This window comes from Pelagivirga sediminicola, assembly GCF_003072125.1.
Classification (GTDB): domain Bacteria; phylum Pseudomonadota; class Alphaproteobacteria; order Rhodobacterales; family Rhodobacteraceae; genus Roseovarius; species Roseovarius sediminicola.
Genome location: NZ_QCYH01000003.1, coordinates 297,523 through 313,157 on the forward strand (window position 1 = coordinate 297,523; position 15,635 = coordinate 313,157).

Here is a 15,635-nt window from a genome sequence, read left to right on the forward strand (position 1 = left end):
GCCGCCGGCAAACGCACGAGCCGCTGGCCCCGTCAGATCAGGAACTCGGCCAATACTTGGTCATCGGTTATGTCGCGATAATCGAACCCGGCCGACGTGAACGCGGCCAGAAGGCGCGCGAAATTCTCTTCGCGGCTGGTCTCGATCCCGATCAGCACCGAGCCGAAGTTGCGCGCGGATTTCTTGAGATATTCGAACCGGGCGATGTCGTCTTCGGGGCCCAGCAGGTTCAGAAAGTCCTTCAGCGCACCGGGCCGCTGGGGCATGCGCAGGATGAAGTACTTCTTTACACCCGAATGGCGCTGCGCCCGTTCCTTGACCTCGGGCAACCGCTCGAAATCGAAATTCCCGCCGGAGGTCACGCAGACCACCGTCTTGCCGCGGATGCGGTTTCTCATGTCTTTCAGCGCATCGACGGACAATGCGCCGGCAGGCTCCAGCACGATCCCCTCGATGTTCAGCATCTCGATCATCGTGGTGCAGAGCCGATCCTCGTTCACGGTCACAGCCTGTCCAGGGTCCAGATGACGCAAACGCTGGAACGTCCGCTCGCCGATCTGGGCGACGGCGGCGCCATCGGCAAAGGTGTTCACGTGATCCAGCCGCACCGGCGCACCCGCCAGCAGCGCGGCATGCAGGCTTGCACCGCCCGCGGGCTCGACAAGGGTAATCTCCGCAAGATCCCCGACATAGCTGCACACGCCGGCCGACAGCCCCCCGCCGCCAACAGGCATGACAATGAGGTCGGGCATCCCGCCCAGATCACGCTCGATCTCGACCATCACCGACGCCTGCCCTTCGATCACGTCCTCATCGTCGAAGGGCGACAGGAAATGTGCGCCGATCCGCGCGCAATACTCCTGCGCCGCCGCAAGCGTGACGTCGAAATAGTCACCCGTCAGCTCGACGCGGACATTGTCGCCGCCGAAAATGCGCGTCTTGCCGATTTTCTGCTGCGGCGTCGTGACGGGCATGAAAATCACGCCCTGAACCCCGAAATGCCTGCACATGAAGGCGACGCCCTGCGCATGGTTGCCGGCACTTGCACAGACGAATGTCGGCGTCTCGCCGCCCTTTGCCAGAACCTTGCGCATCGCATTGAACGCCCCGCGCAGCTTGTACGAGCGAACCGGGGTCAGATCCTCCCGCTTGAGCAGGATGTTGGCGTCATACCGCTCCGACAGATGCTCATTGCGCTGCAGCGGCGTGGCGTCGAAGACGGAGCGCATGGCGGCCTCGGCGGCCCGCGCTTTTTGCTGAAAATCACTCATGCCGATATGCCTGCCCCAACCCGTGCCGAGGCGCAAGGCGTCCCATGCATGACACGTCGTTTTCGCCGTATCGCTGCCATCCGGCCTCTGTGCGCGCGGCGCGCCGCAATGGGGCGCCTTGCCTGACCCTGGAAAACCCGCTAAGCCCCGGCGCGACCCTGATAAAGGAAAATATTCATGTCCGCGCCCAAGAAAGTCGTGCTGGCCTATTCCGGCGGCCTCGATACCTCGATCATCCTGAAATGGCTGCAAACCGAATATGGCTGCGAAGTGGTGACGTTCACCGCCGATCTGGGCCAGGGCGAAGAGCTGGAGCCCGCGCGCCAGAAGGCGCTGACGCTGGGCATCAAGCCCGAAAACATCCATGTCGAGGACGTGCGCGAGGAATTCGTGCGCGATTTCGTCTTTCCGATGTTCCGCGCCAATGCCGTCTATGAGGGGCTGTATCTGCTGGGCACCTCCATCGCGCGCCCGCTGATCTCCAAGCGTCTGGTCGAGATCGCGGAGGAGACCGGCGCCGATGCCGTCGCCCATGGCGCCACCGGCAAGGGCAACGATCAGGTCCGCTTTGAACTGGCGGCCTATGCGCTGAACCCCGATATCAAGGTGATCGCCCCCTGGCGCGAATGGGATCTGACCAGCCGCACCAAGTTGCTGGATTTCGCCGAGAAAAACCAGATCCCGATCGCCAAGGACAAGCGCGGCGAAGCGCCGTTTTCGGTCGATGCGAACCTGCTGCACACCTCGTCCGAGGGCAAGGTGCTGGAGGATCCCGCCGAAATGGCGCCGGATTATGTTTATCAGCGCACAGTGAATCCCGAGGATGCGCCAAACGAGCCTGAGTATATCGAGGTCGGGTTCGAGCGCGGCGATGCCGTTTCGGTCAACGGCGAGGCGATGAGCCCCGCGACCGTCCTGACCAAGCTGAACGAGCTGGGCGGCAAGCATGGCGTCGGTCGGCTCGATCTGGTCGAGGGCCGCTTTGTCGGCATGAAGTCACGCGGGATCTATGAGACGCCCGGCGGCACCATCCTGCTGGAGGCGCATCGCGGGATCGAATCAATCACGATGGATCGCGGCGCGATGCATCTCAAGGATCAGCTGATGCCGCAATATGCCGAGCTGATCTACAATGGCTTCTGGTTCAGCCCCGAACGCACGATGCTTCAGGCCGCCATCGACGCCAGCCAGACCCATGTCACCGGCACCGTCCGGCTGAAGCTTTACAAGGGCAGCGCGCGGACGGTCGGGCGCTGGTCGGATCACTCGCTCTATTCCGAGGCGCATGTCACCTTCGAGGATGACGCAGGCGCCTATGACCAGAAGGACGCCGCGGGCTTCATCCAGCTGAACGCCCTGCGGCTCAAGCTGCTTGCCGCGCGGGATCGCCGCCTTAAAGGGTGAGCGTGATCGGAAAGGGCGGCACAACGCTGCCCTTTCATTCTGGCTGTGATGCTAAAAGCCGCGCGGTCCTATCTGGGTGAGCGCTTGGCCAGGATGCGCTGCAATGTGCGCCGGTGCATGTTCAGGCGGCGCGCCGTTTCGGACACGTTCCGATCGCACAGCTCATAGACGCGCTGGATATGCTCCCAACGCACGCGATCCGCGCTCATCGGGTTTTCCGGCGGCGGAGGCAGATCGTCGCCCGTTGCCATGAGGGCGTTGACGATGTCGCTGGCATCCGCGGGTTTGGACAGGTAATCGGTGGCGCCGATCTTGACGGCCGCAACGGCGGTTGCAATCGCGCCATATCCCGTCAGCACCACGATGCGGCTTTCTGGGCGCTTCTCGCGGATGGCCTCGACCACGTCCAGGCCGTTGCCGTCCTCCAGCCGCAGATCGCAAACGGCGTAGGCGGGCGGACGGGCAAGGGCGCTGGCGCGTCCCTCTTCCACGGACAGGGCGACTTCAACGGAAAACCCGCGCTTCTCCATGGCCTTGGCCAGCCTGCGCACGAACGCTTCGTCGTCGTCGACCAAAAGCAAGGACGTGTCCTCGCCCAGGTCCAGTTCGGTGTCCGCCATCATGCGCATCCAGTTCCAGAGTGTTTCAGACCCTGATCTAGCCCGACAATGCGCGACGGTCAAACGATGGCGTCCCTCCGGTCAGCCCGCGTCAACAAAGCATTGCACCTTGTCGGCCATCTGCTCGCCGGTCATGTCGCGGCGGAAGAACTCGACAAATCCATGGCCCGGCATCGTGAAATACGTGAAGGTGGAATGATCGACGAGGTAGTAATCCTCCTCGCCCTCTACCGGCTCCTGCGCCTTGTAGTAGGTGCGGAACGCCTGGCTTGCCGCTTGCACCTGCTCTTGCGATCCGGTCAGGCCCAGCATGCGCTCGTGCATTGCATCGGTGAAGTCGGCCACGACTTCGGGCGTGTCGCGCGCCGGATCGATCGAGATGAAGATCGGTTTTACCATCACGCCGCGTTCCTCAAGGATCTCGGTCGCCTCGGCGTTGCGGGCCACGTCCAGCGGGCAGACATCGGGGCAGAAGGTGTAGCCGAAGTAAATGAGCGCGGGCTGGTCCAGCACCTCGGCGCTGGTGACGGTCCTGCCGGTCTCGTCGACCAGCGTGAAATCACCGCCGATATCGCCCGCACCCGCAACGCTGGTGCTGCGGCATTCGGCAAAATCGCCGCCCGACCGGCCTGCGGTGATCAGGTAGAGGCTGCCGGCCAAGGCAATGACGACGACTGCGATGGCGATGGCAATCATGCGGGACATGGTGGATCCTTCCGTTCTGCGCGCCGATACGGTGTTTCGGCTTCTGGGCATAAGCGCCCGTTTGTGACACATCTACCTGACGCCGCAGGGCACGCAACAGGGCGAATTATCGCAGATGACACTCATATCTCATCCCCGCATCGCGCCGCAGGGTCAGGGCAGCTGGATCCGCTTGCGCACGCTCATCCTTTTGCGCTGGTGGGCGGTTGTCGGTCAGATCACGGCACTGATCGTGGCCGAGCGCGCGCTGCACCTGAACCTGGAAATCGGGCTGTGCTACATGGTGATCGGCGCCTCCATCGTCAGCAACCTTGTGGCATCGCTGGTTTTTCCGGCCAACAAGCGCCTGAACGAGACCGAGAATCTGGCGATGGTCCTGTTCGATCTGCTCCAGCTTGGGCTTCTTCTGTATCTCACCGGGGGCCTGAACAATCCGTTCTCGGTGCTGATCGTGGGGCCGGTGGTGGTGTCGGCCTCCTCGCTTTCGTCGCGCTCGACCTTCTTTCTGGGGCTGACGGCGGTGCTGATCGTGACGGCGCTGGCCCGGTTTCACCTGCCACTGACCACCGATACCGGCGCGGTCATGCAGGTGCCGGTGATCTTTTTGTTCGGCAACTGGGTGGCGATCGTCATCGGCATCGTGTTTCTGGGCGTCTACTCGCGCTGGACGGTGTCGGAAATGCGCACCATGTCCAGCGCACTTCAGGCCACGCAGATGGCCCTCGCGCGCGAGCAGAAGCTGACCGATCTGGGCGGCGTCGTCGCCGCAGCGGCGCATGAGCTGGGCACGCCGCTGGCGACCATCACCCTGACCAGCTCGGAGTTGGCGAGCGATCTGCCCGAAGGCAGCGAGGCGCGCGAGGATGCGCTGCTGATCCGCCAGCAGGCCGATCGCTGCCGCGATATCCTGCGGTCCATGGGCCGCGCCGGAAAGGACGATCTGCACATGCGCAGCGCTCCGCTCACCGCCGTCATCGACGAGGCGGCCGAGCCGCACGCCCATCGCGGCAAGGCGCTGCTGTTCGATCATGGCCCCGTCGGCGACGCGCCCGCCGATCCGCCCATCATCCTGCGGCGACCCGAGATTATCCATGGATTACGCAACCTTATCCAGAATGCCGTGGATTTTGCCGAGAGCCGCGTCTGGATCGAGGCCCGCTGGTCCACCAGCGCGATCGCCCTGCGCATCATGGACGACGGGCCGGGATATCCGCCAAATCTGCTGGGCCGGATCGGCGATCCCCTGATCCGCCGCCGAACCCGCGCGGCCCGGCCCGAACGGCCGGAATACGAGGGCATGGGCCTTGGTCTTTTCATTGCCAAGACGCTTCTGGAACGGTCCGGCGCGGATCTGAGCTTTGCCAACGGAACCGATTCGTTCCAGACCGATTCGGCCCGGCGCGAGCGGATCGGGGCCGTGGTCGAAGTGGTCTGGTCGCTTGGCGATCTTGCGCAGGACGGCACCGTTTCGACCGGCGGCATCGGGCAAAATCAGCCGATAACGCCCTGAAAGCGTGCTTTCCGACAGGTTTTTGCAGGGAAACCCACGGCGCTTAACCGCGCGTTAACCAGGCCGGGCGCAGTCTTTACTCCCATTCAGGGACCGAAAAGGGACAGACGCATGGCCGTGACATCTTGGATGCTGTGGATTGAGCTTACCGTTCTGGCAGCGACGCTATCGTTTTGCGTGCTTTGGCTGATCGGACGCTGGGCGCCCTCCACGCGCCGCGCGGGCGCTGCGGTGCCGCCGGGAAATGACACGGCAAGCTACCTCTTTCAGGACGATCTGATGTTCGATCATCATGCCGGCGCGGTACCCGCCGCGAAGGGTGACACGCTTTGCTGGCCCGACCTGCGCGGCTGGCTTGAGGACCGCTTCGACGGATTGCCCCTGACACTGACCGAGCTGGAGAAGGACAAGACATTGACCGCCCGCCCGGTCGATGACGGCGACACGGCCGAATTGCAGCTTCTGCGCACAGAGCACGGCACGCGCATCACCCTGCGCGACGCGCCCCACGGCTGCCCCGCCGAGAGGCATCAGATGCTGCTGGCCCGGTCGCACATGCAAGAGGCGGCGGAGGCGCTTTTGGCTGCGCCGATTCCGATATGGAAGACATCCCCGGACGGCGCGGTCATCTGGAAAAATGCAGCCTGCGAGGCGGCATTCGATCCCGCATCCCAAGCCGTCAACGCGCCCGAACCGGACCAGACCGGCGTGACCCGGTTTTCCATCGTCGAAGTCGGCCGCACGCGGGCAACTTGGTATGAGGCCCATTCCGCCGCCGGGCGCAGCGAGGTGCTGCATCATGCAATCGACATCACCAAGATCGTAACCGCCGAAGCGATGCAGAAGGATTTCGTGCAGACGCTGACCAAGACCTTTGCGTATCTGACAACCGGCCTTGCAGTGTTCGACCGCAATCGCAAGCTGGCCCTGTTCAACCCCGCGCTGGTGGATCTGACATCCCTGCCCGTCCAGTTCCTCAGCGGGCGGCCCGATCTCATGGCGTTCTTCGACAATCTGCGAAACCGGAGCGTCATGCCCGAGCCGCGCAGCTATGCCTCCTGGCGCAGCCAGATCGGGGACGTGATCGAAAGCGCCGAGGGCGGTCTTTACGAAGAAACCTGGTCGCTTCCGAACGACGTCACTTACCGCGTGACGGGCCGACCGCATCCCGACGGCGCCGTCGCGTTCCTGTTCGAGGATATCTCGGCTGACGTGATGACCGCGCGGCGCTCGCGAACGCAGGTCGACATGCGGCAATCGGCGCTGGACAGGCTTTCCGACGCGGTGATGGTGATCGGGGCCGACAACGTCCTGGCGTTTTGCAATACTGCCGCAACGCGTCTTCTGGGGATTGATCCCGATACCTGCTTTGCCGACATGACCGTGACCGATCTGATGCGCGCATGCGCCGCGGCACTGCCCTCAACCGCCGGTTGGCGCGATGTCGAAGCCGCGTTGCGCGCACGCTCGCAAGAGGGTGCCGTACGCGGTCCGATCGAAATCGCGGATGGCGCCGGTCTGACCGGCAAGGTCGAGCTGTTGCCGGGCGGCGCCAGAATGCTGACCTTGTCCGGGCAGCGCCATTTGGCCCCGCCGATCCCTGCGCGTGCCGCCGCAGGCTGAACGCGGTTGCAGAGCTTGTCGGCGTGTGTAGTGTCGCGCCATGAACGCAGCGAAAACGCACACCCTTGTCTCGGCCGGCCCCGACCGGACCTGCCGCATTGCGCAGCGGCTGGCGAAGGTCTTTCAGGTGGGCGACACATTGCTGCTCAGCGGCGATATCGGCGCCGGGAAGACCCATTTCGCGAGGTGCCTTATCCAGTCGCTTCTCATTGCGCCCGAAGATGTCCCTTCGCCGACATATACACTGGTTCAGACCTACACGAGCCCGCGGGCGGAGATCTGGCACGCTGATCTTTACCGCCTGACCGACACCAACGAAGTTTTTGAGCTGGGCCTTGTCGACGCGTTTTCCGGCGCGATCTGCCTGGTTGAATGGCCGGACAGGCTGGGCGATCTGGTGCCGCCCGGCGCCCTGCACGTGACCATGACGGCGCTGGACGATCCGGAGGCGCGTCGGCTGAGCTTTGACTGGCAGGATGCGCAATGGTCCACGCGACTGAAGGAGGTCTGGAATGACTGACCGTGATGCCTTGGCCATGGCCTTTCTGGACCGGACGGAATGGAAGGGCGCCAAGGCCGCGCCGCTGGCGGGGGATGCGTCAAACCGGCGCTACCTGCGCATCCATCGCGGCACTGAGACCGCCGTATTGATGGATGCCCCACGCGAGCGCGGAGAGGATGTGCGCCCCTTCGTCGCCATAGCGAACTATCTGTCCGGTATCGGGCTGAGCGCGCCGCGCATTCTTGCGCAGGATATCGACGGGGGCTTCCTCTTGATTGAGGATCTGGGCGACGATCTGTTTGCCCGCATCATCCCCAAAATCCCGCAGATCGAGCCCGCGCTGTACCAGACCGCCACGGATGTGCTGATCACCCTGCACGGCCGCAAGCCCCCCGCCGGTCTTGCGGCCTACGACACCGCGCTGATGACACAGATGGCCGCCCTTGCGCTGGAGTGGTATGCGGGCCGGACTGATCCGGCGCTGACATCGCAATTCTGCGATGCGATGAGCGCGGCGATCGACACCCATGTCGGAGCCGGCGAGGTTCTGATCCAGCGCGACTATCACGCCGAAAACCTTTTGTGGCTGCCGGACCGCGCCGGCCCCGCCCGCGTCGGGCTGTTGGATTTCCAGGATGCGATGAGCGGCCACCGTGCCTATGACCTGGTGTCGCTGTTGCAGGACGCGCGGCGCGACGTGCCTGCGCCGCTCGCCGCGCGGATGATCGAGTATTACGTGGACCGCACCGGGCAGGACCGTGCCGCGTTCGACGCCGCCTATCACGTGCTCGGCGCGCAGCGGAACCTGCGCATTCTGGGCGTCTTTGCACGGCTTTGCATGCGTGACGGCAAGGCGCATTACGTTGATCTGATCCCGCGCGTGTGGGCGCATCTGATGCATGATCTGGATCATCCCGCGCTGGCGGATGCCGCACCGCTCATCCGCGGCGCCCTTCCCGAGCCGACACGACAGCTGCTGGAGGAGATGAAAAACCGATGTCAGACACTCCAGACGCCGTAATGCTCTTTGCGGCCGGTTTCGGCACGCGAATGGGTGCGCTGACCGCGAACCGGCCCAAGCCGTTGATCACCGTCGCGGGCAAGGCGCTGCTGGATCATGCCCTCGATCTTGCCGAGGGCGCGAAGGCATCGCGCGTCGTGGTGAATGCGCATTACAGGGCCGATCAGATCGCCTCGCATCTGGCGGGCCGCCCTGTCGCCATCAGCCGGGAAAGCCCGGACATTCTGGACACTGGCGGCGGCCTGCGCGCGGCGCTTGGGTTGCTGCAATCGTCCGTCATTCACACGCTGAACACCGATGCCGTCTGGCGCGGGCCCAATCCGCTGACGCTGCTTTCGGCCGCGTGGCGACCGGATGCGATGGACGCGCTCCTGCTGTGCCTGCCCCCTGCGCAGGCGATCGGCCATGCCGGCAAGGGCGATTTCGCGCTGGCCGAGGACGGGGCGCTGACGCGCGGTGGCGGGCTGATCTATTCGGGCGCCCAGATCATCAAGGCAAGCGCGCTGGACGGTATGCCGGAGGGCGCATTTTCCTTGAATAGTGTCTGGGACAGGCTCCTGCCCAAGGGGCGTCTGCATGGTTGCATCTATCCCGGAAAATGGTGCGACGTGGGCCATCCCGGTGGTATTTCGCTGGCCGAGGACATGCTGGACGCGCCCGATGTTTGAGCCGTCCGGCAGCCCCCGCGTCTTTGGCCTGCCGCCGGGCGTCGATTTTCCGGCCGCCCTGGTGGACGGCATGCTGCGCCGGGTGGAGGGCGCCCCGCCCGAGGCGTTGGGGCGCGTGCATCTGATCGTCAACACACAGCGCATGGCGCGGCGCATCCAATCCCTGCTCCGCGGCGGGGGTGCGCGATTGCTGCCCCGGATTTCGGTGATCACCGATCTGGGCCGCGACTGGCGGATGGCGGATATCGCCCAGCCCGCGCCGCCCCTGCGCCGCCGGTTGGAATTGATCCAGCTCATTTCGTCTCTACTCGACCAACAGCCGGGGCTTGCGCCGCGCACCGCGCTGTATGATCTGGCGGACAGCCTTGCCGTTCTCATGGACGAGATGGAGGGCGAGGGCGTTTCGGCCGACATCATCGACCGGCTGGATATCAGCGATCAGTCCGGTCATTGGGAGCGTATCCGCACCTTTCTGAACATCGTGCGTCACTTCACCGAAGGGCGCGGTGCGCCCGGCGCCGAGGCGCGGCAGCGCAAGGTGATCCAGCGCACGATCGAACGCTGGCAGGACGCGCCGCCGCGACATCCCGTGCTGGTGGCCGGATCAACCGGATCGCGCGGCACGACGCAACTGCTGATGCGCGCGGTCGCGGCGCTGCCGCAGGGGGCGGTTGTCCTGCCCGGCTTTGATTTCGACATGCCGGACCATGTCTGGGGCGCGCTGGATGATCCCATGCTGAGCGAGGATCACCCGCAATATCGCTATCACGTATTGCGCGCCGCGCTGGGGCTGGAGCGGATCGCGCGCTGGACGGATGCCGCGCCGCCCAGCGCCGAGCGCGCCCGGCTGATTTCGCTTGCGCTGCGCCCCGCTCCGGTCACGGATCAATGGCTGGAGGAGGGGCCGAACCTGCGGGACATTCCCGCGGCGATGGAGGGCGTGACACTGCTGGAGGCACCATCGCAGCGGATCGAGGCGCTGTGCATCGCGATGCGCCTGCGCGCTGCTGCCGAAACCGGGCAGACGGCCGCGCTGATCACGCCCGATCGCGGGCTGACGCGGCGCGTCGCGGCCGCGCTTGACCGCTGGGGGATCATTCCCGATGACAGCGCCGGCATGCCGCTGCACCTGTCGCCGCCGGGGCGGTTCCTGCGCCACGTCGCCGAGCTTTCGCTGGGGGCGCTGACCGCCGAATCGCTTTTGACATTGCTCAAGCATCCGCTGACCCACACCGGCGGCGCGCGCGGCGCCCATCTGCGCCTGACCCGCGAGCTGGAGCTGCATCTTCGCCGCAACGGGCCGCCCTATCCGGGCGCCGATGACATCACCGCGTGGGCCAAGGCACAGGGCACGCCAGAGGCGCAAGCGTGGGCCAAATGGATTGCCGGGACCATCACGGCCAGGGAGGCGCCGGACGCGCGCCCGCTGGAAGAGCGTGTCGAGATGCATATCACCGCGGCCGAGGCGATTGCGCAGGGCAGCGACGGCGACGGGCTCAGCGAGCTGTGGCAAAAGGAGGCGGGCGAGAAGGCGCGCGCCATCTGCGCCATGCTGCGTGCCGAGGCGCCGCATGGCGGCAGCATGACCGCAACCGATTATACTGCGCTGTTCACTGCCATCCTGCGCACCGGGCAGGTGCGCAGCGCCACCGCGCCCCATTCCGGCATCCTGATCTGGGGCACGCTGGAGGCGCGCGTTCAGGGCGCCGACATGCTGATCCTTGCCGGCCTGAACGAGGGGAGCTGGCCGGAATCCCAGCCGCCCGACCCGTGGCTGAACCGCGCGCTGCGCCATCAGGCCGGGCTGCTTCTTCCCGAACGGCGCATCGGGCTTGCCGCCCATGATTTTCAGCAAGCGGTGCTGTCCGGCGAGGTATGGATCACCCGCAGCGTGCGGTCCGATGACAGTCAGACCGTCGTGTCGCGCTGGGTCAACCGGATGCAGAACTTGCTGGACGGCTTGCCTGCAGAGGGCGGCGAGACCGCGCTGGAGCAGATGCGCGCCCGCGGCCGGACATGGCTGGACAAGGCGGCCCTTTTGGAGGACGTCGCGCCGGTGGATCCGGCCCCCCGCCCGTCGCCGCGCCCTCCGGTGGAGGTGCGGCCCGACCGCCTTTCCGTGACCGAGATCAAGCGGCTGATCCGCGATCCCTATGCGGTTTATGCCAAACACGTGCTGCACCTGCGCCCGCTCAACCCGCTGATGCAGGCGCCAGATGCGCTCTTGCGCGGGATCGTTCTGCACGAAGTGCTGGAGCGGTTCATCAAGGACAGCGCCGAGGATCCACGGCACCTGACGCGCGAGGCGCTGATGACGCTGGCGCAGGATGTGCTGTTGCGCGAGGTGCCATGGGCCGAGGCGCGCGCACTATGGCTGGCGCGGCTGGAGCGCGTGGCCGATTGGTTCATCGAGACCGAAATCGCGCGGCGCGAGCTGGCGATGCCCACCGCTTACGAGGTGCGCGGGCGCGCCGTCATGGCCGATCTTGGCTTCACGCTCGTGGCCGAGGCGGACCGGATTGATATCGACGCCGAAGGGCGGCTGCACATCTATGACTACAAGACCGGCAAACCGCCCAGCCGAAAAGAGCAGATCCATTTCGACAAGCAGCTTTTGCTGGAGGCCGCGATAGCCGAGCGCGCCGGGTTTGGCGATCTGGCCCCGTGCCGCGTGGCGCGCGCCGTCTATATCGGGCTAGGCGGAACCCCTGCCGAAGTGCCCGCGCCGCTGGATGAAGAGCCCGCAGATCAGGTCTGGCAAGGACTGCGCGATCTGATCGTCGCCTATCGCGAGCTACGGCAGGGCTATACCGCGCGCCGCGCGGTCCAGCGCAAGGATGAGGTGGGCGATTACGACCAGCTTTCGCGGTTCGGCGAATGGGACATCACCGATGATCCGGCCGCGCAGGAGGTGCCGTGATGCAGCGCGACGAGGCCACCTTGCGCCAGATGGCGGCGGCCCGGCCGGGGCTGTCCACGTGGCTGGGCGCCAATGCCGGATCGGGCAAGACGCGCGTGCTGACCGACCGCGTCGCGCGGCTGCTGCTGGACGGGGTCGATCCGCAGCATATCCTGTGCCTGACCTACACCAAGGCCGCCGCCAGCGAGATGCAGAACCGCCTGTTCAAGCGGCTGGGCGCCTGGGCGATGCTGGACCGCGAGACACTGACCGCCGCGCTGGGCGATCTGGGCGTCGAGGGCCCGCTGAGCGATACGGCGCTGCGCGACGCAAGACGCCTCTTTGCCCGCGCGATCGAGGCGCCCGGCGGGCTGAAGATCCAGACGATCCACTCGTTTTGCGCCTCCCTTCTGCGGCGCTTCCCGCTGGAGGCAGGCGTCAGTCCTCAGTTCGTCGAGATGGAGGAGCGCACTGCCAAACTGCTGCGCGCCGAGATTGTCGAGCAGCTTGCCGCGGGCCCCCATGCCTCCAAGCTCTATGCCCTGGCGCGGCATCATTCCGGCGAGACGCTGGAGGATCTGACCTCGGAAATCGTCAGCAAGGCGCCCCTTTTCGAGCAGACCTGGACCGAGGCGGGGCTGGCAAAGGCGTTGGGCCTGCGGCCGGACACAACGCGCCGCAGCGTTGAGGCCGAGGTGTTTCATGGCCACGAAACACAGCTTTTGGGCAAGTTGGTGACTGCGCTCGGCGTCGGCAAGTCGACCGACGTCAAAGCGGCAGCCAAGCTGAAGCGCATCTCTGCGCTCGATTTTTCATCGCTTCCTGTGCTGGAGGAGGTGTTCCTCTTCGGCAAGGGCGCCGCCGCGCCCTATACCGTCTCCACCCGCTTTCCCACCAAGGACACGCGCGCCGCCCTTGGCGCCAGCATGGACCTGATCGAGGCATGGATGCACCGCGTCGAAGCCGCCCGTCCTCGGCGGATCGCGCTGGATGCGCTGCAGGTCAGCGTTGCGCTGCACGACTTTGCCCAAGTTTTCCTGCCCGCATATGCCAAGGAAAAACAGCTGCGCGGCTGGCTGGATTTTGACGATCTCATCCTGCGCGCGCGGGCGCTCTTGACGCGGTCGGACGTGGCCGCATGGGTGCTGTTCCGGCTGGATGGCGGGATCGATCACATCCTCGTGGACGAAGCGCAGGACACCAGCCCGGCCCAGTGGCAGGTCATCGACCGGCTGGCGCAGGAATTCACCAGCGGACTGGGCGCGCGCCAGGACGTGCAGCGCACGATCTTTGTCGTCGGTGACAAGAAACAGTCGATCTATTCCTTTCAGGGCGCCGATCCGCGCGAATTCGACCGGATGCAAAAGGAGTTCGCGGACCGGCTGGACGCCGCCGGAACGCCGCTGCAAACCCAGCGGCTGGCCCATTCCTTCAGATCGTCCAGCGCCATTCTGGACGTGGTCGATTCCACGCTGAACGAATATGAGGCGTCCGGTTTTTCCCCGGAACAGAGCCACATTCCATTCGCTCCGGACATGCCGGGCCGCGTCGATCTGTGGCCCTGCGGCGCCGCGCCGGACAAGCCCGAGGACACCCCCTGGCACATGCCCGTCGATCTGCGCGCCGAGAGCGACCCCGACGTCGTACTGGCCCGGCAGATCGCGGATGCCATCGCGCAGATGATCGCGGCAGGCACGGCCATTCCGGGCAAGGACGGGATGCGTCCCGTTCAAGCGGGCGATTTCCTAATCCTCGTGCAAAGACGCGCCGCGCTTTTTCACGAGATCATTCGCGCCTGCAAAGCTCGCAATCTGCCGATCGCCGGCGCCGACCGTCTGAAGGTGGCGGGCGAACTGGCGGTCAAGGATCTGGCAGCGATGCTGTCGTTTCTAGCCACGCCTGAGGACGATCTGGCATTGGCGATCGCGCTGCGCTCGCCGCTGCTGGGCTGGGACGAGGCGCAGCTTTACGATCTGGCGCAGGGGCGCGGCAAGAAATACCTGTGGGAGACGCTGCGCGATCTCGCGGACGCGTTTCCGGAAACGATGGAGGTGCTGAACGATCTGCGCAAGACCGCGGAATATTTGCGCCCCTACGATCTGATCGAGCGGATCCTGACCCGTCACGACGGGCGCCGCCGCATGCTGGCCCGGCTGGGGTCTGAGGCCGAGGACGGCATTGACGCGCTCTTGTCGCAGGCGCTGGCCTATGAGCGGCGCGCGGTGGACAGCCTGACCGGTTTTCTCGTCTGGCTGGAAACCGACGATCTGGAAATCAAGCGTCAGATGGACAGCGCGGGTGACCGGATCCGCGTGATGACGGTGCATGGCTCCAAGGGTCTGGAGGCGCCCGTCGTCATTCTGCCCGAGGCGGGCAAGCGGCAGAACAATGTCCGCGATCAGATCCTGAATACCGGCGGCGCGCCCTTCTGGAAGATGCCCGCGGATGCGATGCCGCAGGCGCAGACCGATATCGTCGACGCGATGAAAGCCGCGCAGGAGGCCGAGCGCGACCGCCTGCTATACGTCGCCATGACGCGGGCCGAAAAGTGGCTGATCGTGGCCGCCGCCAAGGATCCCGGCGATGGAGGCGACAGTTGGCTCGAAAAGGTCGAGGCGGGGATGACCCGCCTGGGAGCTTTGCCGCACCGGTTTGATGGTGGCGAGGGATTGCGGCTGGAGCGTGGTGACTGGGGCGCGTCGGCGAGCGCGCCCGGTCCCGCCGAAAGCGCGCAAAAGCTCGCGTTAGAGCCGTTTTTCGACATACCCGCACCTCCGCCGCCCGATCAGACGGCACTGCTCAGCCCGTCCGATCTGGGCGGGGCCAAGGCGCTGCCGGGCGATGCGGGACAGGACGAAGACGCGGCCAAAGCGCGCGGACGGCAGATCCATACCTTGCTGGAGGTCTTGCCGACCCTGCCGGAGGAGCGCTGGCCCGGCGCCGCAGATGCCGCGCTTGCGGCGGGCGCAGATGCGGGCGCGTCTGTCGATATCGCCGCGCTGCTGGAGGAGGCGGCGCAGGTTCTGCGCAACGGCCAGCTTGCCCATCTTTGGGGCGCGGAGGCGCTGCCGGAAATCGGCATTACCGGCGACATACCGGGCTTGGGGCGGCTTTACGGCGTCATCGACCGGCTGATCATTACCGGGGATACGGTTCTGATCGTCGACTTCAAATCGAACATGGTGGTGCCGGATCGGCCGGAGGCCTGCCCCGAAGGCCTGTTGCGCCAGATGGGCGCCTATGCGGCGATGGCAGAACAGATCTATCCCGGCAAGAGCATCGAAACCGCGATCCTGTGGACACGCGATGCCACGCTGATGCCCCTGCCCGGCGCCCTCGTGTCCGAGGCGTTGCGCCGCGCCGGCGCAACTTGACCTTCGCGGCATCGCTACTTAGGTATCTTCAGAACCCA

At 65.5% G+C, this 15,635-nt stretch carries 11 protein-coding genes; 8 read left to right on the plus strand and 3 right to left on the minus strand.

From position 1 onward, the window contains the following. Positions 1-32 precede the first annotated feature (32 nt). Positions 33-1,271: a threonine ammonia-lyase IlvA gene (gene ilvA / locus DC366_RS07730; protein WP_108691614.1), complete on the minus strand. Its 1,239-nt coding sequence runs from the start codon at positions 1,269-1,271 to the stop codon at positions 33-35. Positions 1,272-1,448: 177 nt separating this feature from the next. Between ilvA and DC366_RS07735 the strand changes: the two genes are divergently transcribed. Then, positions 1,449-2,675, plus strand: a complete 1,227-nt coding sequence (locus DC366_RS07735) for an argininosuccinate synthase (RefSeq protein ID WP_108691615.1) — start codon at positions 1,449-1,451, stop codon at positions 2,673-2,675. A gap of 68 nt (positions 2,676-2,743) precedes the next feature. On the opposite strand, the gene DC366_RS07740 is transcribed toward DC366_RS07735, so the two are convergent. Both DC366_RS07740 and DC366_RS07745 read right to left on the minus strand, forming a co-directional pair. After that, on the minus strand, positions 2,744-3,295 hold the full coding sequence (locus tag DC366_RS07740) for an ActR/PrrA/RegA family redox response regulator transcription factor (protein WP_108691729.1): 552 nt from the start codon (positions 3,293-3,295) through the stop codon (positions 2,744-2,746). A gap of 81 nt (positions 3,296-3,376) precedes the next feature. After that, the gene (locus DC366_RS07745) at positions 3,377-4,000 is read right to left on the minus strand and encodes an SCO family protein (RefSeq protein WP_108691616.1); all 624 of its coding nucleotides are present in this window, start codon (positions 3,998-4,000) and stop codon (positions 3,377-3,379) included. A gap of 115 nt (positions 4,001-4,115) precedes the next feature. Between DC366_RS07745 and regB the strand changes: the two genes are divergently transcribed. From regB to addA, 7 genes are all read left to right on the plus strand, one after another. After that, a complete protein-coding gene (gene regB, locus DC366_RS07750) occupies positions 4,116-5,510 on the plus strand; it encodes a sensor histidine kinase RegB (RefSeq protein WP_108691617.1) in 1,395 nt (464 codons plus the stop codon). A 111-nt stretch (positions 5,511-5,621) separates the two neighbouring features. Next, complete coding sequence (locus DC366_RS07755; RefSeq protein WP_108691618.1) at positions 5,622-7,133, plus strand: PAS-domain containing protein; 1,512 nt, start codon at positions 5,622-5,624, stop codon at positions 7,131-7,133. 40 nt (positions 7,134-7,173) lie between these two features. Continuing rightward, a complete protein-coding gene (gene tsaE / locus DC366_RS07760; protein ID WP_108691619.1) occupies positions 7,174-7,653 on the plus strand; it encodes a tRNA (adenosine(37)-N6)-threonylcarbamoyltransferase complex ATPase subunit type 1 TsaE in 480 nt (159 codons plus the stop codon). Then, positions 7,646-8,656: an aminoglycoside phosphotransferase family protein gene (locus tag DC366_RS07765; RefSeq protein WP_108691620.1), complete on the plus strand. Its 1,011-nt coding sequence runs from the start codon at positions 7,646-7,648 to the stop codon at positions 8,654-8,656. Before tsaE ends, DC366_RS07765 begins: the two co-directional genes overlap by 8 nt. After that, the gene (locus DC366_RS07770) at positions 8,632-9,324 is read left to right on the plus strand and encodes a nucleotidyltransferase family protein (RefSeq protein ID WP_108691621.1); all 693 of its coding nucleotides are present in this window, start codon (positions 8,632-8,634) and stop codon (positions 9,322-9,324) included. The genes DC366_RS07765 and DC366_RS07770 overlap by 25 nt, the downstream gene beginning before the upstream one ends. Further along, entirely contained in the window at positions 9,317-12,244 is a 2,928-nt protein-coding gene (addB, locus tag DC366_RS07775; RefSeq protein ID WP_108691622.1) for a double-strand break repair protein AddB, read from the plus strand. Before DC366_RS07770 ends, addB begins: the two co-directional genes overlap by 8 nt. Then, positions 12,244-15,597, plus strand: a complete 3,354-nt coding sequence (gene addA / locus DC366_RS07780; protein WP_207768672.1) for a double-strand break repair helicase AddA — start codon at positions 12,244-12,246, stop codon at positions 15,595-15,597. The genes addB and addA overlap by 1 nt, the downstream gene beginning before the upstream one ends. The last annotated feature ends 38 nt before the right edge of the window (positions 15,598-15,635 follow it).

Excerpts from the sequence above, each read along its gene's own strand:
- ilvA (WP_108691614.1), bottom strand. The coding sequence starts at position 1,271 with ATGAGTGATTTTCAGCAAAAAGCGCGGGCCGCCGAGGCCGCCATGCGC.
- DC366_RS07735 (WP_108691615.1), top strand. The coding sequence starts at position 1,449 with ATGTCCGCGCCCAAGAAAGTCGTGCTGGCCTATTCCGGCGGCCTCGAT.
- DC366_RS07740 (WP_108691729.1), bottom strand. The coding sequence starts at position 3,295 with ATGGCGGACACCGAACTGGACCTGGGCGAGGACACGTCCTTGCTTTTG.
- DC366_RS07745 (WP_108691616.1), bottom strand. The coding sequence starts at position 4,000 with ATGTCCCGCATGATTGCCATCGCCATCGCAGTCGTCGTCATTGCCTTG.
- regB (WP_108691617.1), top strand. The coding sequence starts at position 4,116 with ATGACACTCATATCTCATCCCCGCATCGCGCCGCAGGGTCAGGGCAGC.
- DC366_RS07755 (WP_108691618.1), top strand. The coding sequence starts at position 5,622 with ATGGCCGTGACATCTTGGATGCTGTGGATTGAGCTTACCGTTCTGGCA.
- tsaE (WP_108691619.1), top strand. The coding sequence starts at position 7,174 with ATGAACGCAGCGAAAACGCACACCCTTGTCTCGGCCGGCCCCGACCGG.
- DC366_RS07765 (WP_108691620.1), top strand. The coding sequence starts at position 7,646 with ATGACTGACCGTGATGCCTTGGCCATGGCCTTTCTGGACCGGACGGAA.
- DC366_RS07770 (WP_108691621.1), top strand. The coding sequence starts at position 8,632 with ATGTCAGACACTCCAGACGCCGTAATGCTCTTTGCGGCCGGTTTCGGC.
- addB (WP_108691622.1), top strand. The coding sequence starts at position 9,317 with ATGTTTGAGCCGTCCGGCAGCCCCCGCGTCTTTGGCCTGCCGCCGGGC.
- addA (WP_207768672.1), top strand. The coding sequence starts at position 12,244 with ATGCAGCGCGACGAGGCCACCTTGCGCCAGATGGCGGCGGCCCGGCCG.